At 68.7% G+C, this 21,746-nt stretch carries 20 protein-coding genes and 2 riboswitches; of the genes, 7 read left to right on the top strand and 13 right to left on the bottom strand.

The window, feature by feature from the left end; all coding sequences use genetic code 11:
- The first annotated feature begins 22 nt into the window (after positions 1-22).
- A complete protein-coding gene (locus AC50X6_RS12620) occupies positions 23-991 on the top strand; it encodes an aminodeoxychorismate lyase (RefSeq protein ID WP_494966546.1) in 969 nt (322 codons plus the stop codon).
- 23 nt (positions 992-1,014) lie between these two features.
- Here the strand turns inward: AC50X6_RS12620 and AC50X6_RS12615 are convergent, their stop codons facing one another.
- Together AC50X6_RS12615 and AC50X6_RS12610 are read right to left on the bottom strand one after the other, a co-directional pair.
- Positions 1,015-2,316: a glycosyltransferase family 2 protein gene (locus tag AC50X6_RS12615; RefSeq protein ID WP_494966545.1), complete on the bottom strand. Its 1,302-nt coding sequence runs from the start codon at positions 2,314-2,316 to the stop codon at positions 1,015-1,017.
- Positions 2,317-2,323: 7 nt separating this feature from the next.
- Positions 2,324-3,313, bottom strand: coding sequence for an ATP-grasp domain-containing protein (locus AC50X6_RS12610; protein WP_494966544.1), 990 nt, complete (start codon positions 3,311-3,313; stop codon positions 2,324-2,326).
- Between the two features lie 287 nt (positions 3,314-3,600).
- Positions 3,601-3,715: riboswitch (SAM riboswitch) on the top strand.
- A gap of 115 nt (positions 3,716-3,830) precedes the next feature.
- Here AC50X6_RS12610 and AC50X6_RS12605 point away from each other — a divergent pair.
- The 3 genes from AC50X6_RS12605 to AC50X6_RS12595 are packed head-to-tail and all read left to right on the top strand — an operon-like array spanning position 3,831 to position 5,704.
- Positions 3,831-4,079: a DUF1737 domain-containing protein gene (locus AC50X6_RS12605; protein ID WP_494966588.1), complete on the top strand. Its 249-nt coding sequence runs from the start codon at positions 3,831-3,833 to the stop codon at positions 4,077-4,079.
- Positions 4,076-4,495: a rhodanese-like domain-containing protein gene (locus AC50X6_RS12600; RefSeq protein ID WP_494966543.1), complete on the top strand. Its 420-nt coding sequence runs from the start codon at positions 4,076-4,078 to the stop codon at positions 4,493-4,495. The genes AC50X6_RS12605 and AC50X6_RS12600 overlap by 4 nt, the downstream gene beginning before the upstream one ends.
- On the top strand, positions 4,496-5,704 hold the full coding sequence (locus AC50X6_RS12595) for an O-succinylhomoserine sulfhydrylase (RefSeq protein WP_494966542.1): 1,209 nt from the start codon (positions 4,496-4,498) through the stop codon (positions 5,702-5,704).
- Between the two features lie 259 nt (positions 5,705-5,963).
- On the opposite strand, the gene AC50X6_RS12590 is transcribed toward AC50X6_RS12595, so the two are convergent.
- The 5 genes from AC50X6_RS12590 to AC50X6_RS12570 form a co-directional block, all read right to left on the bottom strand.
- Positions 5,964-7,157, bottom strand: coding sequence for a glutamate--cysteine ligase 2 (locus AC50X6_RS12590; protein ID WP_494966541.1), 1,194 nt, complete (start codon positions 7,155-7,157; stop codon positions 5,964-5,966).
- A gap of 127 nt (positions 7,158-7,284) precedes the next feature.
- Positions 7,285-8,808, bottom strand: a complete 1,524-nt coding sequence (locus AC50X6_RS12585) for a UDP-N-acetylglucosamine 1-carboxyvinyltransferase (RefSeq protein ID WP_494966540.1) — start codon at positions 8,806-8,808, stop codon at positions 7,285-7,287.
- A 96-nt stretch (positions 8,809-8,904) separates the two neighbouring features.
- Positions 8,905-9,708 (bottom strand): energy-coupling factor transporter transmembrane component T family protein, encoded by an 804-nt coding sequence (locus AC50X6_RS12580; protein WP_494966539.1) that lies wholly within the window; start codon positions 9,706-9,708, stop codon positions 8,905-8,907.
- Positions 9,705-11,366: an ABC transporter ATP-binding protein gene (locus AC50X6_RS12575; protein ID WP_494966538.1), complete on the bottom strand. Its 1,662-nt coding sequence runs from the start codon at positions 11,364-11,366 to the stop codon at positions 9,705-9,707. Before AC50X6_RS12575 ends, AC50X6_RS12580 begins: the two co-directional genes overlap by 4 nt.
- 16 nt (positions 11,367-11,382) lie before the next feature.
- Positions 11,383-12,030, bottom strand: a complete 648-nt coding sequence (locus AC50X6_RS12570; protein ID WP_494966537.1) for an ECF transporter S component — start codon at positions 12,028-12,030, stop codon at positions 11,383-11,385.
- A gap of 68 nt (positions 12,031-12,098) precedes the next feature.
- A riboswitch (TPP riboswitch) is annotated at positions 12,099-12,242 on the bottom strand.
- Between the two features lie 472 nt (positions 12,243-12,714).
- Between AC50X6_RS12570 and AC50X6_RS12565 the strand changes: the two genes are divergently transcribed.
- Both AC50X6_RS12565 and AC50X6_RS12560 read left to right on the top strand, forming a co-directional pair.
- Positions 12,715-13,260 carry a heme-degrading domain-containing protein gene (locus tag AC50X6_RS12565; RefSeq protein WP_494966536.1) on the top strand — a complete coding sequence of 182 codons (546 nt, stop codon included), beginning with the start codon at positions 12,715-12,717 and terminating at the stop codon, positions 13,258-13,260.
- A 71-nt stretch (positions 13,261-13,331) separates the two neighbouring features.
- Positions 13,332-13,595, top strand: a complete 264-nt coding sequence (locus tag AC50X6_RS12560) for a DUF4235 domain-containing protein (protein ID WP_494966535.1) — start codon at positions 13,332-13,334, stop codon at positions 13,593-13,595.
- A gap of 52 nt (positions 13,596-13,647) precedes the next feature.
- Here AC50X6_RS12560 and mnhG read toward each other — a convergent pair whose 3' ends face one another.
- Genes mnhG through AC50X6_RS12530 form a run of 6 tightly spaced genes read right to left on the bottom strand, consistent with a single transcriptional unit; the run spans position 13,648 to position 20,109 of the window.
- On the bottom strand, positions 13,648-14,061 hold the full coding sequence (gene mnhG, locus AC50X6_RS12555) for a monovalent cation/H(+) antiporter subunit G (protein WP_494966534.1): 414 nt from the start codon (positions 14,059-14,061) through the stop codon (positions 13,648-13,650).
- Positions 14,051-14,329, bottom strand: coding sequence for an MrpF/PhaF family protein (locus AC50X6_RS12550; protein ID WP_326967277.1), 279 nt, complete (start codon positions 14,327-14,329; stop codon positions 14,051-14,053). Before AC50X6_RS12550 ends, mnhG begins: the two co-directional genes overlap by 11 nt.
- A complete protein-coding gene (locus AC50X6_RS12545; RefSeq protein ID WP_494966533.1) occupies positions 14,326-14,871 on the bottom strand; it encodes a Na+/H+ antiporter subunit E in 546 nt (181 codons plus the stop codon). The genes AC50X6_RS12550 and AC50X6_RS12545 overlap by 4 nt, the downstream gene beginning before the upstream one ends.
- Positions 14,868-16,499 carry a Na+/H+ antiporter subunit D gene (locus AC50X6_RS12540; RefSeq protein WP_494966532.1) on the bottom strand — a complete coding sequence of 544 codons (1,632 nt, stop codon included), beginning with the start codon at positions 16,497-16,499 and terminating at the stop codon, positions 14,868-14,870. Before AC50X6_RS12540 ends, AC50X6_RS12545 begins: the two co-directional genes overlap by 4 nt.
- Positions 16,496-17,071 (bottom strand): Na(+)/H(+) antiporter subunit C, encoded by a 576-nt coding sequence (locus AC50X6_RS12535; protein WP_494966531.1) that lies wholly within the window; start codon positions 17,069-17,071, stop codon positions 16,496-16,498. The genes AC50X6_RS12540 and AC50X6_RS12535 overlap by 4 nt, the downstream gene beginning before the upstream one ends.
- Positions 17,068-20,109, bottom strand: coding sequence for a Na+/H+ antiporter subunit A (locus AC50X6_RS12530; RefSeq protein ID WP_494966530.1), 3,042 nt, complete (start codon positions 20,107-20,109; stop codon positions 17,068-17,070). Before AC50X6_RS12530 ends, AC50X6_RS12535 begins: the two co-directional genes overlap by 4 nt.
- A 201-nt stretch (positions 20,110-20,310) precedes the next feature.
- Between AC50X6_RS12530 and AC50X6_RS12525 the strand changes: the two genes are divergently transcribed.
- Positions 20,311-21,714: an MFS transporter gene (locus AC50X6_RS12525; RefSeq protein WP_494966529.1), complete on the top strand. Its 1,404-nt coding sequence runs from the start codon at positions 20,311-20,313 to the stop codon at positions 21,712-21,714.
- The last annotated feature ends 32 nt before the right edge of the window (positions 21,715-21,746 follow it).

Raw genomic sequence — 21,746 nt, 5'->3', positions numbered from 1 at the left:
CCGGCCGCACTAAGCTGAAGCCATGACTTCTCCTGCCTCCGGTCCCGGCCCCCTCACGGTTCTGGTGTTTTTGGATCCCGCGTTCGAAAACGGCCGTCTTGCCGATGCCTCAAAACCCCAGCTGATGGTCACTGACCAGGGTGCCACGCGCGGTGACGGGGTCTTCGAATCCCTCCTTGCGGTCGGCGGGAAGCCCCGCAAGCTTCAGGCCCATCTGGACCGCCTTGCCGGATCCGCAAGGCTGCTGGAGCTGGATATTCCTGCCCAGGAGGCCTGGCGCCGGGCGATCGAGACCGCGATCATCGAGTACCGGGGCCCGCGCACCTCCGCCGAACCGGGCACGGACGGGGGCACTGACGAGCTGGCCGTGAAGCTCCTCGTGACCCGCGGCGTGGAGGGCACCAACACACCGAACTGCTGGGTCCAGGCTTCGGCTCCCGGTGCCGCCGGGCGCCGCCAGCGAGAGACCGGAATTGACGTCATCCTGCTGGACCGCGGCTACGACAGCGAGGCCGGCGAGCGCGCCCCCTGGCTGCTGATGGGCGCCAAGACGCTCTCCTATGCCGTCAACATGGCCGCGCTGCGCTATGCGCACGCCCAAGGTGCGGACGACGTCATCTTCGTCTCCGCGGACGGCCGGGTCCTGGAGGGCCCGACGTCCACGGTGCTGCTCGCCCACCTGGAATCCTCCGACGACGGCGCCGGCGGTGTCCGCACCGTCCGGCGCCTCATCACGCCGCAGCTGGACAGCGGGATCCTGCCCGGCACCTCGCAGGGCGCCCTCTTCAAAGCCGCCAAGGCCGCCGGCTGGGAGCTGGGCTACGGGCCGCTGGAGCCGAACGATCTGTACGACGCCGACGCCGTCTGGCTGATCTCAAGCATCCGGCTGCTGGCCCCGGTCAACCACATCGACGGCAGGGAAATCGGCACCCCGGAATTGCGCAGGCAGCTCACGGCCGAGCTCAACGCGCTCTACGCCACCATCGAATGACCACGATTTAGAGCAACGCGGGGTCACATAGCGCCCATCCGGCGGCCCGGGATGGGCCGTAGGTGACCCCGCGTTGCCCCATGCTTTCGGTTCCGGATTGTCCGGCCTGCGGCCCCGCGCCCGGAGCCGCTCCGCCGCCCTGCCAGGACGCTGAGCTCCTTCACCAGAGCGGCCAGCAGCGCGAGACCGCGGTATACGGCATAGACCGGGAGAAGCGGGAACACCCACACCTGGCGCAGCTTCCCCCACGAGCCGTTGATCACCAGCTCCAGCGCCGCGACTCCCAGCGTCGCGGAAACCGCCACGCCGCCCAGCACCGTCCAGGCATCTGCTCCGAGCCGGCCATAGCCCAGCGACACCAGACAGGCCAAAGTGAGCAGGCCCGCGAGCTGGAGCACGGGCACAAAGACGGTGACCAACAGCGCCGCCATGAGGCTGTCACCGAGGGCGCGCCGCCGCAGGTCCCCTATCGCGGACTTGTGGATCCACAGGGACTGCAGAAGCGACCGTTCGCGGCGGACCTGGTGGCTCCAGAGCGCGCCCATATTCGACGGCCCCGCCTTCTGGATCAGGGCGCGCGGTGCAAATACAACCCGGTACCCGGCCTGGCGCACCCGCCAGCCCAGCTCAAGGTCACCCTCCGCCGTGTCTTCGCGGAATGGTCCCACCTCGGCAATGACGGTGTGGCGCACAGCTGTCATTCCCCCGGACATGGTGGGGAGGCCGCCGGTCACCGACTGTGCGCGCCAGGTGGTGCCGCTGCCCAGCCGGCGGATGAGGTCCAGGACCCGGGCCGGACCCGACGTCGGCTCCGTTGTCCCCTCGCTGCCGCGGACCGCCCCGGTGCGCTGGTCCTCGAAGCCTTGAAGCATCCGGTCGATGGTGCGCGGGGTCACGGCCGCGTCCGCGGCCAGGAACATGAGGATCTCCCCCGTGGCGTAACGGATGCCCAGGTTCAGGGCGCTACCCGTGCCGGCATGGGCCTGCGCCGTGACGACGATCCGTCCGTCCTGCGCGGCGAACCCCGCCATCAGCTCGGCGGTGTTGTCGGTGGAGCCGTCGTCCACGAGGATCAGCTCGTACCGCTCATACCTGCTCGCCTGGACGGACCGGACGCAGTTCGCAATCACTGCCGCCTCGCTGTGCGCCGGAACAATGATGGACACCGTGGGCCACCGGGCCCAGAGGCCGGGCGGGCCGCTGCGCCGTCGGCGGGTGGCCCGGACCTCGAACCAGGCCGCAAGTGCCAGGGTAAGGACTCGTGCCAGCCCGAGGGCCAGGACCGGCAGCCCGAGGGCCATCAGCCAGGTGTGCTCCGCCGCCACGGCCGGCTCAGCCCAGCGTTTTTGCGTAGACAGCCGGGCACCGCCGGAAGGACGCAGGGTTGAACGACGGGAGGAGGAAAGTAGCCAGAACCGCGTCGAGCAGCTCGGGCGCGGACGCGCTGCTGGCCCCAAAATGTGCACTCACGCCAAGCACCACCGGGGCCGCATCGGCACGGCACCGGATATCGACGTCCACGGGCCCGGTCAGGCCGAGCACGCGGACGGCAGCCAGGGCCAGCCTGCCGATCCCGGCGGCTTCGCCTGCCGCCACCCGCCGGCCGGAATCCCCGCTTCCGAAGTCTGTGCTTCCGGAGTCTGTACTTCCGGAGTCCCCGCCTCCGGAGCCCGGGCTGCGCGGCCCGGTCTGCTCGACGACGACGGCGATTGGCGCCATGACGTTGTGCACGGGTGTGCCGAAGACCATGGCGAGGTACGACGTTCCCGGTATGAACTCCTGGACGATCTGGCCGTCCGGCAAAAGTCCCCAGTCCACCGCGCCGGCTTCGGCCAAAACTTGAACACCGTGACCGGCCTGGGCCGACCTCGGCTTCAGGACGACGGGACCGCCCAGTGCCGCCAGGGACGCCGGAGCGGCGGCGAAGTCGCTGGCCACGCCGAACCGGGGAACGGGGATCCCGGCCGCGTGCAGCGTCCAGGCTGTGAAGAGCCGGTCGTTGGCGAGGGCGACCGGGCCAGGGTCGGCGACGATGAGCCGGATGCCCTCGGCGAACCCGGCGCGGGCTGCGGCCAGGTGCGGAAGTTCCTCGCTGAGCGTGGGAATGACCACATTGAGGGATCGTGCGTCGATGAGCCGGCGGAGCGCAGGGACCCAGTCCGGATCACCAGGCGGCGGGATACGGACGGTCTCGGCGCCGTCGGGGCCCTGAACGTCGCGGTTGTCGGCGCCGAGAACGGGAATTCCCCGGGCCGACAACTGCGCAGCGACGGCGCGGCCGGCTGCGCTGCCTACTCCGGTGACCAATATGCGTGGACCCATGGTTCCCCCTCCACTGCGTCCCGCCGCTGCCGGTTCTTCGGCAGCGGCGGTTCACAGGCATCTGAGACCTTGCCGGCCATGCGGCCGGACCTGTCCTCCCAGTAGACCGGCCACCGGCCGGGAGCACACGAGTGGCCACTACTTGCAACGCCCGCCCCGGCACCACTGCCGTCCGGCGCAGCTACCTGCTTCTCGAGGGACCACCATGAGGTCACGGACCGGTCCGGTTACTAAACATGACGACGACGGCGGTGCGGGCCGGCGTCGTAAGTGTTACGTTTTTGGGGAGTAATGAGACCCGGCGCCAAGCCCTGACTGGCCGGTCGGCAACCCTCCCTTTCGCGGCGGGGTGCCTCAGGTGAATACTCGGCATATCGACCATTCGAGCTGCAAGCGTGAAAGAAGGAGATCCGTCGTGACTGACGCGTCCGCCCCCGCCGTGCCAAGCACAGCACCCGCCCCGTCCCCCGCGGCAACTGCCGCGACTGCCGCAACCGCCGCAACCGAAGAGGAAAAGCTGGCCTACCGCCTGTTCACCGGCCCAGACGACCGCGCTTTCTGCGAGCGCGTCTCCGCTGCCCTGGCCGAGGGCTATGTGTTGCACGGAAGCCCCTCCGCTACCGTCAACGGCAGCAGCGTCATTGTTGTCCAGGCTGTGGTGCTGCCGGCAGCAATCGCCAGCGCGGACGCCGCCGTCGCCAGCGCTGTCGAGGATCTGGACAGCGACGGTTTCGGCTACGAAGAGACCATCGAGGGCCACGCGTGAGGTACGCCGGGGACCTCAGCCCGCAGGAAGCCTGGGCCAGGCTTGAGGCGGGCGCGCTCCTGGTGGACGTCCGCACCGAGGATGAATGGGCCCACATCGGCGTCCCGGACACCGCATCCGCGAACGGCACCCGGAACGCCCCGCTGTTCATCCAGTGGAACCTGGCCGGCGGTATCCCCAACAGACAGTTCGTGGACCAGCTGAAACAGCAGGCACCCGAAGGTCACGGCATCGAACTGATATTTCTCTGCCGTTCCGGCGTGCGCTCCATCGCCGCCGCGGAGGCCGCCACCGAGGCCGGTTTCACCTCGTACAACGTCCTCGAAGGTTTCGAGGGCGAACCGGACCGGCACGGCGGACGGACAGTCAACGGCTGGAAGAACCGGGGCCTGCCCACCATCCGCGGAAAGCACTAGGTGACCTTCAATCCCGACGCCGCCGGCTGGGGTCCCGGCACGCAGGCCGTCCGCGGCGGACTCGACCGCACCGGCTTCCAGGAAACCACCGAGCCGATCTTCCTTAACTCCGGTTTCGTCTACGAATCAGCCGCCGCAGCGGAACGCGCCTTCACCGGCGAGGACGAGCGCTTCGTCTACTCCCGCTACGGCAACCCCTCTGTGGCGACCTTCCAGGAACGGCTCCGGCTGCTCGAAGGCACCGAGGCGTGCTTTGCGACGGCGTCCGGGATGTCCGCGGTGTTCACCGCTCTCGGCGCGCTGCTGGCGGCGGGCGACCGTGTGGTGGCCGCCCGCTCACTTTTCGGCTCCTGCTTCGTGATCCTCAACGAGATCCTGCCGCGCTGGGGCGTGGAGACGGTCTTCGTGGACGGCCCGGACCTGGCACAATGGCAGGCCGCGCTGGCCGAGCCGACGACGGCGGTCTTCTTCGAGTCGCCGTCGAACCCGATGCAGGAAATCGTGGACATCGCCGCCGTGAGCGAACTGGCACACGCAGCCGGCGCCACGGTCGTCGTCGACAATGTCTTTGCCACTCCCCTGCTGCAGCGCTGCGGGGAGCTCGGCGCGGACGTGATCGTCTACTCCGGCACCAAACACATAGACGGCCAGGGCCGGGTGCTCGGCGGCGCCATCCTGGGTACCAGGGAATTCATCGGGGGCCCGGTCAAGCAGCTCATGCGCCACACCGGCCCGGCGCTCTCCGCGTTCAACGCCTGGGTGCTGACCAAGGGTCTGGAAACCATGGCCCTGCGGGTGAACCACTCCGCGGCGTCGGCCCTGCGGCTGGCCGAATGGCTCGAGGGACAGCCCGCGGTGAGCTGGGTGAAGTACCCGCTGCTGAAATCGCACCCGCAGTACGGGCTGGCCGCGAAGCAGATGAAGGCCGGCGGCACGGTGCTCACGCTTGAGCTCTCGCCGTCGCCGGGCCGCACCGCCAAGGACGCCGCGTTCGCCCTGCTGGACGGGCTGCGCATCATCGATATCTCCAACAACCTGGGCGACGCGAAGTCCCTCATCACCCACCCCGCCACAACAACACACCGTGCCATGGGCCCGGATGGCCGTGCGGCGATCGGGCTTAGCGACGGCGTCGTGCGGCTCTCCGTGGGACTGGAAGACAGCGATGACCTGATCAGCGACCTCGGCCAGGCGCTCAAGAAGGTCTAGCGGGCATTCTCGTTAGTTCGTCGGGGGTCCGGGCGCGGTGGCCGGACTCTGGGACATGCCCCGCGCCGGAGCCAGCAGATGGACATAGTGCCATTGTGCCCGGTCCCGGGTGCGAACAATGGGCATGTCCCGCTGGACTGGACACCGACCCGAAGGGACATGCCCCGCGCCGGAGCCAGCGGATGGACAAAGTGCCATTATGACCAGTCCCGGGTGCGAACAATGGGCATGTCCCGCTGCGCTGTTCGGCCCGGCGATGTCAGGCCCGGCGCACCCGGCCCAGGGCCGGGGCCTGTTCCGCGGGATCCCCGGTCCCGGCCCCCTCGCCGGTCAGCTGCACGGCCCGGGCCACGACGGCGGCGAGTCCACCGTGCGCGAACGGCCGGCGCTGCAGCTGGGAACCGGTCCCTTCACTGAGGATCCGCGCGATGCCCGCCCGGACCTGCTCGAGCTCGCCCTGCTCCGCCAGCACGGGGGCCAGATAGTCCACGAGGGCCTGGACGACGTCCGGCGCCGGGGCGGGGGTGAAGGTGCCGAAGTCCAGCAGCTGCCCGCGCAGCCCGCAATTGCTGGCCTGCCAGGCCGCCATCCGCAGCAGCAGCGTCGGCACCGGGGCGGGTTCGACGCCGTCGGCCCATTCCCGGGCGGCCGATTCCACCAGCGCGCGCACCAGCACGGCGAGCAGCGCCGCGTCCCTGGCCCGGAGGCACACATCCGCGACCCGGACCTCCACGGTGGGATGGTGCCGGCAGAGCCTCGCGTCGAAGTAGATCATCCCCTCGTCCAGCAGCACGCCGCTGTCCACGAGCCTGGTCACTAACCGCCGGTAGACCGGCAGGCTGCCGAAGATCATGGTAGGCCCCGAGCCCGGCCAGCGGTTCCACGCCTGCGTGCGGTAGCTTTCAAAGCCTGTCTCCGCGCCGTTCCAGTAGGGCGAGTTCGCGCTGAGGGCTATCAGCACGGCCAGCTTGTCGCGGATCCGGTCCATCACCGCCACGCCCTCCTCCGGCGACTCCACGAGGGTATGGACGTGGAAGCCGCAGGTCAGCTGGTTCCGGACGATCACCCCGAAACGCTCCTGCATGGCGATGTAGCGCGGTTTGGGCGTGGTGTGGGTCGCGGATCGCCGGGGCGAGGTGGCCAGGGCCGCGACGCGGGCGCCGTGTTCCCGGGCGGCCTGGTCTGCCAGGGCGCGGCCCTGCAGGACCTGCCGCAAGAGTGCGGCGTAGTCCAGGCACGGCTGCGTCCGGGTTTCAATCTGTTCAAGTTTGAGCTCGAAGCTGAAGCCGGCGTCCTCATGGACCGGAGTCCTGGGCACACCGGCGGCCACCTCCCGGCCGGTGTCCGGCCCTGGCGGGACCAGCGTGGGCAGCATAACGTCGGCCAGGGCAAGGGGCATCCCCGTTCCCGGGTCGACGATCAGCAGTTCTTCCTCCACACCGAAGGTGCGCATGCATCTATTGTGCGTCAGGACCGGCCCAAGCGCGCTACCCCAACGCGGGGTCACTCCGCGCCCATGCCGGGCCGCCGGACGGGCGCGATGTGACCCCGCGTTGCTTTGGTCAGTGGGGCGCCGCGGGTCAGTCCTGGAAGTACTCGATCTTCGCGCCGATGGTGTTCAGCCGCTCGGCCAGGTCTTCGTAGCCGCGCTCGATCACGTAGATGTTCCGCAGTTCGGAGACGCCGCGGGCAGCGAGCATCGCCAGCAGCAGGCAGGCGGCGGGGCGGAGCGCGGGCGGGCAGCCCACCTCGGCCGCGCGCCACTTGGTGGGGCCGTTGACGTAGATCCGGTGCGGGTCCAGCAGCTGCACCTGGGCGCCGAGCTTGTTCAGTTCGGTGAGGTAGATCGCGCGGTTGTCGTAGACCCAGTCGTGGATCATCGTCTGGCCCGTGGCATTGGCTGCGATGACCGCGAAGAACGGCAGGTTATCGATGTTCAGGCCGGGGAACGGCATGGGGTGGATCTTGTCCTCCGGCGCGTGCAGTGCAGACGGCTTGGTGGTGACGTCCACCAGCCTGGTGCGGCCGTTGCGGGCCAGGTACTCGCCGGAGACCTCAAGCCGCTGGCCCATCTGCTCCAGCGTCGCGAGTTCGATTTCCATGAACTCGATGGGGACGCGGCGGATGGTGACTTCCGAGTCCGTCACAATGCCAGCCGTGATGAGGCTCATCGCCTCGATCGGGTCCTCGGACGGGAAGTACTCGATGTCGACCTCGATCGAGGGCCGGCCGGTGATCTTCAGGGTGGTGGTTCCCACACCGTCGATCTGCACACCGAGCATCTGCAGGTAGAAGCAGAGGTCCTGGACCATATAGTTGGGGCTGGCGTTGCGGATGATCGTGGTGCCGCAGCGGTGGGCGGCGGCCATGATGGCGTTCTCCGTGACGGTGTCACCGCGTTCGCCGAGCACGAAGGAGCGGTCAAGTCCGTCCGACGGCGGTGCCTGCACCGCGTAGAAGCCGGACTTGGCGTCCACGCTCAGGCCGAACTGGCGCAGCGCCTGCATGTGCGGCTGCACGGTGCGGGTGCCGAGGTCGCAGCCGCCCGCGTAGGGCAGCCGGTATTCGCTGGATTCGTCCAGCAAGGGACCCAGCAGCATAATTACGCTGCGGGTACGGCGGGCAGCTTCCACGTCCATGGAGCCGAGGTCCAGGACGGCGGGGCGGCGGATCTGCAGATCGCTGGCGTTGAGCCAGGTGCATTCGACGCCGATGCTGGTCAGCACCTCCACGATCCGGTTGACCTCTTCGATCCGGGCCAGCCGGCGCAGCGTCGTGGTGCCGCGGTTGATCAGGCTGGCGCAAAGCAGGGCGACGCCGGCGTTCTTGCTGCTGTTGACGTCGACGGCGCCGGAGAGGCTGCGGCCGCCCTCCACCCGGAGGTGGGTCATGGCCGGGCGGCCCACCTTGACGATGGTGCGGCCGAAGATGGTCTCGAGCCGCTGGATCATTTTCAGGCTCAGATTCTGCTTGCCCTGTTCCATCCTGGCGATGGCGCTCTGGCTGGTTCCCAGCTCGGCGGCGAGCTGTCCCTGGGTCCAGCCTTTCTGGCCGCGGGCATCGCGGAGCAGCACGCCTACATGTTCAGCAGTCTGTTGAGTCATCACAAAAAAATATCACGGATGAGTTATTCACCCCGGGGATTACCGCCGGAATGGCGTTAAACTCGCAGGAATATCCGTACTGTGCGATACTGCCCGCTACTGCCGCGCGAGGAAAACCATGTTCCAGGTCCCGGCCCCCAGCGCCGCGGCGACGGCGGCCACGGCGATCCCCAGCCCGCCCAGCAGCACCCACACGTCAAGGATGCTGTAGACCGATTTCCGCGCCCACGTCCGCTGTGAGCCGCCGAACCCTCGTGCCTCCATGGTGACCGCCAGCCGGGTGGCACGCCGGACCGCCTGGACCAGCAGCCCGAAGCTCTGCCCCAGCGTGGCCCGGAGCCGCTGCACCGGATTCCCGTGGGAGCCCACGCCGCGGGCACGGCGGGCCATGCCGATGGTGTGCCATTCCTCGGCCATGAGCCCCACGAGCCGCATGGCTGCCAGGGTGCCCAGCACAAAGCGGTGTGGCAATTTCGCCTTCTGTGCCAGGGCGTCGGCGAGGTCCGTGGGGTCGGTGCAGCTCATCAGCAGCACGGCCGGCAGTGCTATCGCCAGTCCGCGGAGCATAAAACCCAGCCCCAGCTCGAGGGATCCTTCGCTGATGGACCAGATCCCGGCGTCGAGCAGTATGACACCGGAATCCGGCGCCAGGATCGTGGTGCTCCAACCGCCCAGCGCCGCCGCCAGGACCAGCGGCCAGCCGCGCTGCCAGAGCAGGCCGAGAGTCAGCCCGGCCAGCGGAAAAAGCGCCAGCTCGAGAATGAGCGCCACTGAGGCGGACACCCAGTCGATGGACAGCGCCAGGACCATCGTGATGAGCACGACGGCGGCGAACTTCGCCAGCGGGTTGGCTCGGGCCAGCAGGGCGTGGTTGCCGCGCAGGGTCTGTTCCTCCCTCACGGTGCGCCCACCTTTCCCGGTTCGAGGTGCCCGGGTTCGTCGCGCTCAGCGGCGCGGAGTCTGAGCTCGGTGCCGCCCAGGACGTCGGTGAAATCCGCATCGTGCGTCACGGACACCACCGCGGTGCCGGCGTCGAGAAGTTCGGCGAGGAAGGAGGCAAGCTCGGCCCAGGTGTTGGCGTCCTGGCCGAAGGTCGGCTCATCCAGGACGAGCACCCGCGGGTGCGCGGCGAGCACGGTGGCCACGGAGAGGCGCCGTTTTTCGCCGCCGGAGAGGGTGTAGGGGTTGGCGTCCACGAGCTTGGTCAGCCGCAGGCGTTCCAGCAGTTCGTCCACCCGTTCCTCGCCGCGGCCCAGGTGACGGGGGCCGAACATCAGTTCGTCCAGCACACGGCCGGTGACGAACTGGTGCTCCGGCTCCTGGAACACGGTGCCGATCCGCGGGATCAGCTGCCGGGCCCTCCATTTGTAGGGGTCGGTGCCGGCACCTGCGCCCAGTTCCGGCGTGGCGGACACCGTGCCGGACACCGGCGCGAGCAGACCGGCCAGGGTCAGGGCGAACGTGGACTTCCCCGAGCCGTTGGGCCCGGTAACGGTCAGCGCTTCTCCGGCGCGGATCCGGGCCGTGATGCCGGACTGCACAGGTTCCGGCGCGATAGCGCGGAACCCGCCGCGGACCCCGGACCGGCGGGGCCGTCCGCGGGAGACGGCCAGGTCCTCGGCGGCGAGCAGCAGCTGCCCCGCGGAGCCGCCCCCGGAGCCGCCGGATACGGCCGTGCTGCGTGCCCGGGTCTGCGGCACATAACCCGGAACCCAGACGCCCGCAGCGATGAGCATGTCCCGCGCCTGCGCCAGGACCTGGTCCGGCGGCCCGTCGATCAGCACGGCGGCCTCGGTGGCTGATCCCGGCTGCAGGACCACGATCCGGTCCACGAGGTCCTTCCAGATCGAGACCCGGTGCTCCACCACCACCAGGGTGGCCCCGGTCTTGTCGAGGCAGCGTCCCACTGCGTCGCGGACTTCCAGGACACCGGCGGGGTCCAGGTTTGCGGTGGGCTCGTCGAGCAGGATGAGCCCGGGGCGCATCGCCAGGATGCCGGCGAGCGCCAGGCGCTGCTTCTGCCCGCCGGAGAGCGACGACGTCGGGTGGTCCGGCGGCAGCCGGCCCAGCCCGACGTCGTCCAGCGCTTCCGCCACCCTCCGCCAGATCTCCTCCCGGGGCACGGACAGGTTCTCCGCACCGAACGCGACATCGTCGGCGAGGCGCGAGAGCACCACCTGGGTCTCCGGATCCTGCTGCATCAGCCCGGCCCGGCCGCGCTGTGCCCGCGGCGGGGCACCGTCGATCAGGAGGCTGCCGGTCTCGTCCGGGTCCTCGGCGTCCGCCGGCGCGCGTCCGGCGGCACGGCCAACGCCAGCGCCAGTGCCAGCGGCGCCGGCACGCCCTGTGGCACCGGCGGAGCTATCGCCCAGCACCCCCGCCAGGGCATGGAGCAGCGTGGATTTGCCGGCGCCGGAGGGCCCCAGCAGCAGCACGCGTTCCCCGGGCCGGATGTCCAGGTCCAGGCCGTTGACGGCGGGTTGGGTTCTTCCGGCGTGCCGCCAGCCCCAGCCGCGCGCGCTGACCGCGGCCGGGCGGACCCTGTCAATGGATGTCATCAGTCGAGTGCTGCCGTCAGGAGAAGACGGGTTCCGATGCGGCCTTCCGGGACGCGAAGGAGCCCAGCACCCCGGTCCTGGCCAGCCCGCGGGTGGCGAGCCAGGACAGTCCGCCGGCGATCAGGGCCCCGGAGATGGCGGTGAAAATGATGTAGGCAAGCTTGTCCCCGCCGGCGTAGGCAATGTTCCAACCCCAGGGCAGGAACGAATCGTTGAGTCCGCAGAACAGGCCCGCGCCGGCACCGGCCAGCAGCGAGACGGGAAGGTTGAACTTCTTGTAAACCACTGCGGCGAACACCAGCTCCGCGCCGAGGCCCTGCAGGAGGCCGGAGATCAGCACCGTGACTCCATACTGCGAGCCCATGATGAGCTCGCCGGTAGCGGCCACGGTTTCACAGAACAGGGCAGCGCCCGGCTTGCGGATGATAAGCATGCCCAGCACCGCCGGGATCATCCAGCCGCCGGCGTAGAGCCCGGTCAGCGGCGGGTAGAACGCGTTGACGGGTGCGGAAATAACGTTGGCGCCCTGGGACCAGGCCCAGAAGATCACGCCGCCGGCCACCGCGATCAACGCGGCCACCACAATATCCACCACTCGCCAGCTGTAACCGGGCCGGGTGAGTGCCTTGCGGGCAGAACCTTGCGCTGCAGATGTATCAGTCATGTCGTCCTCCTGAGGAACAGGAGGGGAGGGTGCTCCGGCGGGGCCGCGGCTTCCGCCGCCCCGCCGGGCACTCTGAGAACTCGACTCCCTTGCGCCGGTACTAACCGGATCAGGTTCGAGGGTCTGCGGCTGTCCGCACTCTCAGCGCCCACCTGCGGTTCCGCTGGATTTCTCCAGTGATGCCCGACGGCGGCGCTCCCCTGTCGTATTTAAGATCGCCCTGATGGGCGTTCCCCAGTTTACACCCGGCACGCCGCCCCGATTCGAAGAGCCGGCAGGGCAGGTGGCCATTTCGTTGGTTCGTCGGGGGCTTGGCCCTGGGGCTGGGAGGACACGGCTCAGGGACATGCTCCGCGCCGGGGCCAGCGGATGGACAGAGCGTCACTATGCCCAGGCCCGGGAGCGAAGAATGGGCATGTCCCCCTTGGCGACGCCAGATTCCACGCCGCCGGACCCGCCCAACGCCTGACCGGACGAGCCCAACGCGACGGGCCGCGACGTTCCTGCCCAGTTACTTCGGCGCCCGGCGCCACAAGCCCGCGGGAATCCGGGCCTTTCCCGGGCCGATGGGAGCTGTGGCGGCAGGTAACCGGGAAGGAGCGCCGCCAACGACCACCTGCGTCCGGCCAGATCAACGAAAATGCCCACTAGCCAACGGCGGCGAATTATCGGAGGCTGAACCACATGACCAACGCACCAGAGTCTTCCACCGGCTACGACCCGGACTCCGCGGAACCGCAGCCGCCCGGATCCCTGGCGGCGCTTATCGGCCGGATCCTGGCCGAAATCGACGAGCTGCAATTCCAGTCGTTCAGCAACGACGATGCCCTGGACCTCGGGATTCTCCTGGTGGAGCTCGGCCGGCAACGCTCGCACCCCATCGCCGTGGACATCACCAAAGGTGAGCAGGTGCTCTTCCACGCAGCGCTGGCGGGCGCCACCCCGGACAACGAACGCTGGATCAGGGCCAAGCAGCGCACGGCCGTACGCTACGAAGTCCCGTCCCTGCTCGTGGGTCTTCGGGCCCGGGCGGCCGGCGGGAGGATCGAGGACAGCGCCTGGTTCGACCAGCAGGTGTTCGCGGCCCACGGCGGCGCCTTCCCCATCTATGTGCGCGGAACCGGGGCCGTTGCCACGGTCACGGTGTCTGGCTTGCCGCAGAAAGCGGACCATGACCTGGTGGTGGAAGCCCTGTCGGAAATCCTCGGCCACACAACGCCGCCAGGCTAAGGTGTCCGGCGCCCGGCCGGGAACGCTAGGCTAGGGGAAGCCCTGTTTCCTCCCGCAAGGAGTTGCCAAGAATGAACATTTTCATCAAACTGCTCGGCACCGGCATCAGCCTGCTGGCCGGCTTCGTCGGCACCAAACTCGTCGACACCGTGTGGGAGAAGTCCACCGGCAACAAGCCGCCCAAGGGCCACGACGACGACATTCCCACCACGCTGCGTTCGGCCCTGACCTTCGCGCTGATCTCCGCCTCGGTCAGCGCCATCATCCAGGTCCTCGCAAACCGTGGCACCCAGCGCGCCGTCACCCGCTTCGCCAAGTCCCGGGACATCGTCTAACAACCCGGTCCCTGGGCGCCGGTGGTCCAGCTGGTGGGTACCCCGGACCCAATCACCAGTCGCCGGCAGCCGCGCCGCCGTCGTCCGTAAATCGGCGCTTCTTCGCCGCGTGCTGCACTACGGCCTCCAGCTCATCACTGCTCAGCAGTTCACGGTGCAGGTGTTTGGTGCGGTAGCCGGCCCGGCCCACCATATGGGCGGAGACCGGCACGGTCAGCAGCTGGAAGATCCAGGCCACCACGAGCACCGGCCACACCCACCAGGTGCGCATCTGCAGCCCGACGGCGGCGAGCAGCAGGAACAGTCCCAGCACCTGCGGCTTGGTGGCGGCGTGCATCCGGCTCATGAGGTCCGGGAAGCGCAGCAGGCCCACGGCCGCCGCCAGGGACATCAGCGCTCCGAGGACCATAAAGACGGCCGAGACGGCGTCAATCACGGTGTCGCCGGAGAAGGTTTCAGGATTCACGGGCGTGCTCCCGCCGGTCGGCCACGAACCTGGCAACGGTCACGGATCCGATGAACCCGATGATGGACACGGCCACCACCAGCATCAGGTTGTTCAGGTGCCGGTTGGCGGCCATGTCGATGCACAGCGCCGCGCCCAGGATGGCGAGCAGCACGTCGGCCGCCAGCACCCGGTCCAGCAGCGAAGGGCCCCGCGAGATCCGGATGATGGCGCCCGCTGCGGCCAGGGACAGCACCACCGAGGTGATGGTCAGGACAAGCTGCATCATGCGCCCACCTCCTGTTTCAGTGCGGAAAGTTCGGCCCGAGTGCCCATGATCCGGATCAGCCCGGCCTCGGTGTCGCGGACGTCCTTGCGGAGTTTGGCGGCATCCGTGGCATCACGGACGTTGATGCCGTGGATGTACAGCGTGGAGGTGGACCGGTCCACGTCCACCACCAGTGAGCCGGGGATGAGCGAGATCACGTGTCCGGTGGCGGTCACCAGCAGGTCAGAGTGGCTCCGCAGCGGGACGGCGACGACGGCGCTGATCACCGCGGGCCCCTTGGCTACGGCGAGGTACAGGACCTGGAAGCTCGCTGCCACGACCCTGCCGAGGAAGAGCACGGCAAAGGGCAGGGCCCGCAGCACGTTGAAGCGGCCGCCGAGTTCCACCGGGGGCAGGTAGAACAGCCTGGCCACCACGACGGCGACAAGGGAGCCGAAGAGCAGGTTGCCCGGGCGGAAGTCCTGCCAGAGGGCGCACCAGACGATCACCAGCCAGACCAGCAGGGGCAGTTCCTGGCGCAGCGAGATCCGTTTCCGGCTCATTTGCCGCCCCCCGGAGGCTGCGGCAGAGGCTGCGGCTGCGGCTGCGACAATGCGGGCACGGGTGCATCCTCGCCGAGCACGGCCTCGATGTAGGCCGTCCGGTCCAGCATCTCCCCGGCGGACTGCTCCGCCACCCGGAACAGCGGACCGGCGAACACCGTCAGCGCGACGCCGAAGATCACCAGCCCCAGGGTGGAGCCCACCATGGTCCGCGGCAACAGGGTGACGTTGCTCTTGCCGGCCCGGTCCCCCGTGGCTGCGTCCCCGGGAGCGGCCAGCAGCACCGGATCGGGGTGTTCCGCGTCCTCGGGCTTGCGCCAGAACGCACGGTTCCAGACCCTCGCGACGGCAAGTAGGGTCAGCAGGCTGGTTACCACTCCGCCGACCACCAGCGCGAACGCCAGCGGCGTGCCGAGCTCGACGCCGGCCTGCAGCAGGCCGAGTTTGCCCAGGAAGCCGGAGAACGGCGGGATCCCGGCCAGGTTCATGGCCGGGATAAAGAACAGCACGGCCAGCAGCGGGCTCAGCTTGGCCAGCCCGGCCACACGGTCCACTGAGGAACTTCCGCCGCGGCGTTCAATCAGGCCGGTCACCAGGAAAAGGCTGGTCTGGATGGTGATGTGGTGCGCCACATAGAAGACGGCGGCGCCGAGGCCGGCCGCCGAGGACATGGCCAGCCCGAACACCATGTAGCCGATATGGCTGACCAGCGTAAAGGACAGCAGCCGCTTGATGTCGCTCTGGGCCAGGGCGCCCAGAATGCCGACCAGCATGGTCAACAGCGCGGCCACCATCAGCGGGGAGTTGAGCGTGTCCCCCGGGAAGAGCAGCGTTTCGGTGCGGACCATCGCGTAGACGCCCACCTTCGTCAGCAGCCCGGCGAACACCGCGGTGACGGGCGCCGGGGCCGTCGGATACGAGTCGGGAAGCCAGAAGGACAGCGGGAACACAGCTGCCTTGATGCCGAAGGCCACCAGCAGCATCACGTGCAGCAGGGTGCGTGTGCCCTGGTCCAGGTCGGCCAGCTTGATGGCCAGGTCAGCCATGTTGATGGTTCCGGTGGCGCCGTAGATCATCGCGATCGCGATCAGGAACAGCACCGAGGAGACCACCGAAACCACCACATAGGTCACGCCTGCGCGGATCCGCGGGCCGGTCCCGCCGAGGGTCATCAGCACGTAACTGGCCGTCAGGAGGATCTCGAACCCCACGTAGAGGTTAAACAGGTCCCCGGACAGGAAGGCGTTGGACACCCCGGCCACCAGGATCAGATAGGTCGGGTGGAAGATCGAAACCGGCGCGTCCCGGTCGCCGTCGGCCATGCCCTGCCCCGTGGCGTACACCAGCACGGCGAGGCTCACGGCGGAGGAGACCACCAGCATCAGCGAGGAGAACTGGTCCACCACCATCACGATGCCCCAGGGCGGCAGCCAGCCGCCGATGTTGACCGCCTCCGTGCCGCCTTGCCAGACGGAGGCGAGCAGCAGGCATTCAAGCAGCAGCGTCAGGGACAGCAGCGCGATGCTGACGGTCCGCTGGGCCCGGGGGTGCCGTATCAGCAGGAAGGTCAGGGCGGCGCCCAGGATGGGAAGTACGACGGCGAGCGGGGCGAAGCTGGCGATATTCACTTGTCCCCTCCTTCCTGTCCGGGGGGAATGACCTTCAGGGAACCGGGCTGCTCCTCCGAGGCAGCCTCCCCGGCGTCGAGCTTCCGGTCGCCTACCTTGACGGTGGCGGTCCCGGATGGAACATCGGAGACCGCCTGGCTGTCCGAGCCGATCATCGTGAGCGGGAACTCGGAGGTCTCCACCGGGATCACGGAGTCGTCCTCAATGTCGAAGCTGGGCGTCTTCGCCACCCGCCGGTCCTCGGCGTCGTCCTGGATCTCGTCCTGGCGGGCCAGGACCCAAGTCCGGTAGATCATGCCGAGCATAAACGCGGTGACGGCGAATGAGATCACGATCGAGGTGAGGATCAGCGCCTGCGGCAGCGGATCGTTGTAGTCCCTCGGATCGGTGTCCTTGCCGAACATCGGCGCCAGCCCGGCGTAGCCGCCGGTGGCGAGGATCAGCAGATTGGTGGCATTGGCCAGCAGCATAAGGCCCAGCAGGACCCGGGTCAGGCTGCGCTCCAGGATCAGGTAGATGCCGCACGCGTACAGGGCTCCCATGACGGTCAGCAGGGTCAGGTTGACGCTCATGCTTTTCCCCTGGCAGTAGTTTCCGCGCCGGCCCCCTGGAAGCGGCCCGCGCCGCTCTGCTGCTCTTCGGACGGTTCCGCCGGCTGCTCCTCGAAGTGCTCGTCGATTTCCGCGCCGAGGCTGCGGAGCACGTCCAGCACCAGGCCAACGACCACGATGTAGACGCCGATGTCGAAGAGCGTCGAGGTGACGAACTTGATGTCCCCGAACACCGGCAGCCAGAGCCCGATGATGGCACTCTGGAACACCTGGCCGCCCAGCAACAGGGGCGTTACGCCGGAGGCGGCCGCCGTCGCGAGTCCGATGCCCAGCAGGGTTCCGGCGCTGATCGGGGTGGCTTCGCGCAGTTCGTAGCGGCCGCCGGCGAGGTAGCGCAGGGTCAGCGCCAGCCCGGCCGTGAGGCCGCCGGCGAAACCTCCGCCGGGCAGGTTGTGGCCGGCCAGGAGGAGATAGATGGAGAAGACGATCATGGAATGGAAGATCAGCCGGGTGACCACCTCGAAAATGATCGAGCGGCGTTCCGGCGCCATGGTCCGCCCGGCCACGAGCCAGGCGTCACGGCCGGGGGCGGCGAAGCGGCGGCTCATGGCCAGTGCCGCGTCGTCGCGGGTGTTGCCCCGGGCGGCGGTGCGGCGGCCTACTGTCCCTTCGTCCACGGTGGACGAGGAGCGGATGCGGTCCCCGCGGCCCCGCACGAAGATGAGGCTCGCCACGCCCGTCGCGGCCAGGGCCAGGACGGAGATCTCGCCGAAGGTGTCCCAGGCCCGGATGTCCACCAGTGTCACGTTGACGATGTTCAGTCCCCCGCCGCCCTCGTAGGCCAGCCTCGGGAACTCCAGCGAGACGGGCTCCGCCACGCGGGCGCCGAGGGCGTAGATGGCGACGAAGATCATCGTGACGCCGAAGGCGGCGCCGATGATCACGCGGGCCACGCGGTACTTTCCGCCGGTGCGGTCCCGCAGCTCGGCAGGGAGGCTGCGCATCGCGAGAACGAACGCCACCAGGATGATGGTTTCCACGAGCATCTGGGTCAATGCGAGGTCCGGGGCGCCCTGCAGGGCGAACATCAGGGCGATGCCGTAGCCGGTCACGGAGACCATCAGCACGGCCAGGAAACGCTTGTTGGCCCGGACTGCGGCGAGTGCCCCAATCACGATTCCGGCGCCGACCACAATCTGCAGCGGGGAGCTCGGGTCGATGAAGTAGACGTCCTCGGGGAGCGGCTTGTTGGCGAGCACCAGCGCGGTGAGCGGCAGGACGAACGCCACGGTAAGGATGACGGAGAGGTAGAAGAACAGCGAACCCCGCTGGGTCCGGCCGGTGACCCAGACAGCGGCATCGTCGAGGGCGCCGATGGCCAGCTGGTAGCTCCGGTCGCCGTCGATCCAGCCGGGAACCAGGCCCTGCGCCCTGGCGACGGCGTTCCGGCCGTAGAACATGGCCAGGCCCAGGGCGAAGGTGAGGGCGGTCAACCCCAGCGCCGGCGTGAAACCGTGCCACAGCGCCAGGTAGCCCGTGGCGCCGCCGTCGGCCGCCGGGCCGCTCGCCGGGCTGCTCGAAAAGAGTGCTGCGTACGGCTGGATCCAGCCGTCCACGGGGGCCGGCCAGACGCCGTAGCCGATGGTCAGGACGCTCAGGATGGCCGGGGCTGCGAGGAAGGCCGGCGTGATCGGCTTAAACGGGGTGTTCCCGACGCCGGGTTTGACCGCGAAGGCGCCCCACATGAACCGTGCGCTGTAGGCGAAGGTGAGGACGGAACCCAGGACCAGCCCGATCAGGACCACCATGCCCCACGGCCCCGCGGTGGGGTCGGCGGCGTAGTGGACAAAGGCCTCGAAGACCGATTCCTTGGCGACGAAGCCGGCCAGCGGCGGGAGACCGGCCATCGAGGCGGCACCAATCGCGGCCACGACCGCCAGCGCCGGGGAGGAGCCGTAGACGCCGGAGAGCTTGCGGATGTCGCGGGTGCCGGCCTGGTGGTCGATGATGCCCACCACGAGGAAGAGCGTGGCCTTGAACAACCCGTGCGCCAGGAGCAGGGCAAGGCCGGCGAGTGCCGCGTCGGGTTTGCCGAGCCCCACCACCATGGTCAGGAAGCCGAGCTGGCTGACGGTGCCGTAGGCCAGGATGAGCTTGATGTCCGTCTGGCGGAGGGCGCGGTAGCCGCCCACCAGCATGGTAGCCAGCCCCAGGCCCAGCACCACGGGGAGCCAGAACGCCGTTTCGGCGAAGCCCGGGGCGAGCCGCGCCACGAGGTAGATGCCGGCCTTCACCATCGCCGCGGCGTGCAGGTAGGCGCTCACCGGGGTGGGGGCGGCCATGGCGCCCGGGAGCCAGAAGTGGAACGGGACAAGCGCGGACTTCGTGATGGCACCGGTCAGGATCAGGACGACGGCGGCGCCGACGGCCGCCCCGGCGGGTCCGTTAACCAGAGTGGGGGCCAGCTCCAGGATGGCGGAGATCCGGTAGGTTCCTGCGCTGAAGCCCAGCATGATCAGGCCCACGAGCATCGCCAGGCCGCCGGCGGTGGTCACCATGAGGGCCTGGAGCGCCGAGCGGCGTGCAGCCAGCCGGGTCCGGGCGTAGCCGATCAGCAGGTAGGACAGGACGGTCGTCAGTTCCCAGAAGATGAACATTAGGAGCAGATCATCGGCAGTGACCAGGCCGAACATGGCTCCGGCGAAGGCCAGCAGCTGGGCGCCGAATCCGCCCAGATAGTCGTCCTTGTCCTTGAAGTAGTGGGCGCAGTAGGCGAGCACCAGCGCGCCAACCCCCAGGACGAGCAGCGACATTACCCAGGCCAGAGCATCCATCCGGAAGGCGAGCTCGAGTCTGAGGTCGGGGATCCACGGCAGCACCTCCGCCGTGGCGCCGGCAGTTCCGGTGTCCGCGTAGACGGCGCCGTGCTGCAGGATGAGCCAGATGAACGCACCGGCGGGGACCGCGGCGAGGGCGTAGAACGACTTGCGGCCGAATCTCCGGAAGATAAACGGCGCCACAGCAGCCACCGCAAGGTGCGCGGCAAGGACTGTGATCACTGGTATCTCCGCAACGTCAGGAATGCGTGTGTCAAAAAGTCCGCCCGTCACAAAGTTGGGACAGGCGGGTATTCGTTAGGTTCAGTGCGGACAGTTTACCAAGCGTCGACAAATTCTTTTCCCCCGGCCCTCCACCCGGCGTCCCTCAAACTACCCGGTTTGTTCTGCCGGAGTTCGCCGCCGGCGGATACTATTCACGCTATGAACTCCGCCCCCGCCCCAGAGGCCATACGACCGTCCTCGGACCTTGAATCGGGAAGCCAGGCCACCAACAAGGGGCGGGTCCTTGCCTGGGCCGCCTGGGACTGGGGTTCCGCAGCCTTCAACGCCGTCATGACCACCTTTGTCTTCACGGTCTACCTGACGTCCAGGGCATTCGGCGGCGAGGACCAGGCCTCCGCCGTCCTCGGCGGGGCGCTGGCCATCGCCGGCGCCGCCATCGCCCTGCTGGCGCCGGTCACCGGGCAGCGGTCCGACGCCGGCGGGCGCCGCAGGCTGTGGCTGGGCGTCAACACGGCCGCCGTCGCACTCCTGACCGGTCTTTGCTTCTTTGTCTTCCCGCGCCCGGAATTCCTGCTGCTGGGCGTGACGCTGATTGCGCTGGGCAATGTGTTCTTCGAGTTCGCGGGCGTCAACTACAACGCCATGCTGGCGCAGGTCTCCACCCCGAAGAACATCGGCAAGGTCAGCGGCTTCGGCTGGGGCATGGGCTACCTCGGCGGCATCGTGGCGCTGCTCATGGTGCTTCAGCTCTTCGTCCAGCCCAGCTTCGACTGGTTCGGTTCCTCCACCGAGGACAGCCTGAACATCCGCCTCGTGGCCGTGTTCTCCGCCTTGTGGTTTGTCATCTTTGCCCTGCCGGTGCTGTTCGCCGTCCCGGAACTGCCCAAGACCAAACAAGGCGCCGGACTGGGCTTCCTGGCCTCCTACGGCCTTCTGGTGCGCCGGATCAGGGCGATCTACAAGACCAGCCCGCACACCATCTATTTCCTGCTGGCCAGCGCAATCTTCCGGGACGGGCTTGCCGCCGTGTTCACCTTCGGCGGGATCATCGCGGCCGGCACCTTCGGCTTCGAACTCAAGGAGGTCATCTTCTTCGCCATCTTCGGCAACGTTGTGGCCGCCGTGGGCGCCATCCTGGGCGGAGTCCTGGATGACCGGATCGGTCCGAAGGCCGTCATAATCGGCTCCCTCATCGGCCTGCTGATTGCCGGCACCACGATCCTGGTCCTCGGCAGCGGCAGCCATGTCTTCTTCGGCACGGAGTGGGCCGGCACCACGACATTCTGGGTTTTCGGGCTGTTCCTGTGCCTCTTCGTGGGGCCCGCGCAGTCCTCCTCGCGCGCCTACCTGGCCCGGCTCGCCCCGCACGGAGAGTCCGGCGAACTCTTCGGCCTGTACGCCACCACGGGCCGGGCCGTCAGCTTCCTCGCCCCGGCCCTCTTCACCCTGTGCATCGCCGTCGCCGCCCCGCTCGTGCCGGCCGGCGAAGCCCAGCGCTGGGGCATCCTCGGCATCATGGTGGTGCTGCTCGCCGGGCTCCTGGTCCTGCTGCCGGTCAGGCCGCCGGGGAAGGTGGAAATCGCCGTCGTCCCCGAAGCCTGAACCTGCGCGGAAAGCCGCACCGCGCACTAGGC

The sequence above is a fragment of the Pseudarthrobacter sp. HLT1-7 genome, from assembly GCF_059383435.1.
Note: the sequence above shows the minus strand (reverse complement) of the source record. Positions and strands in the feature narration are given on the sequence as shown.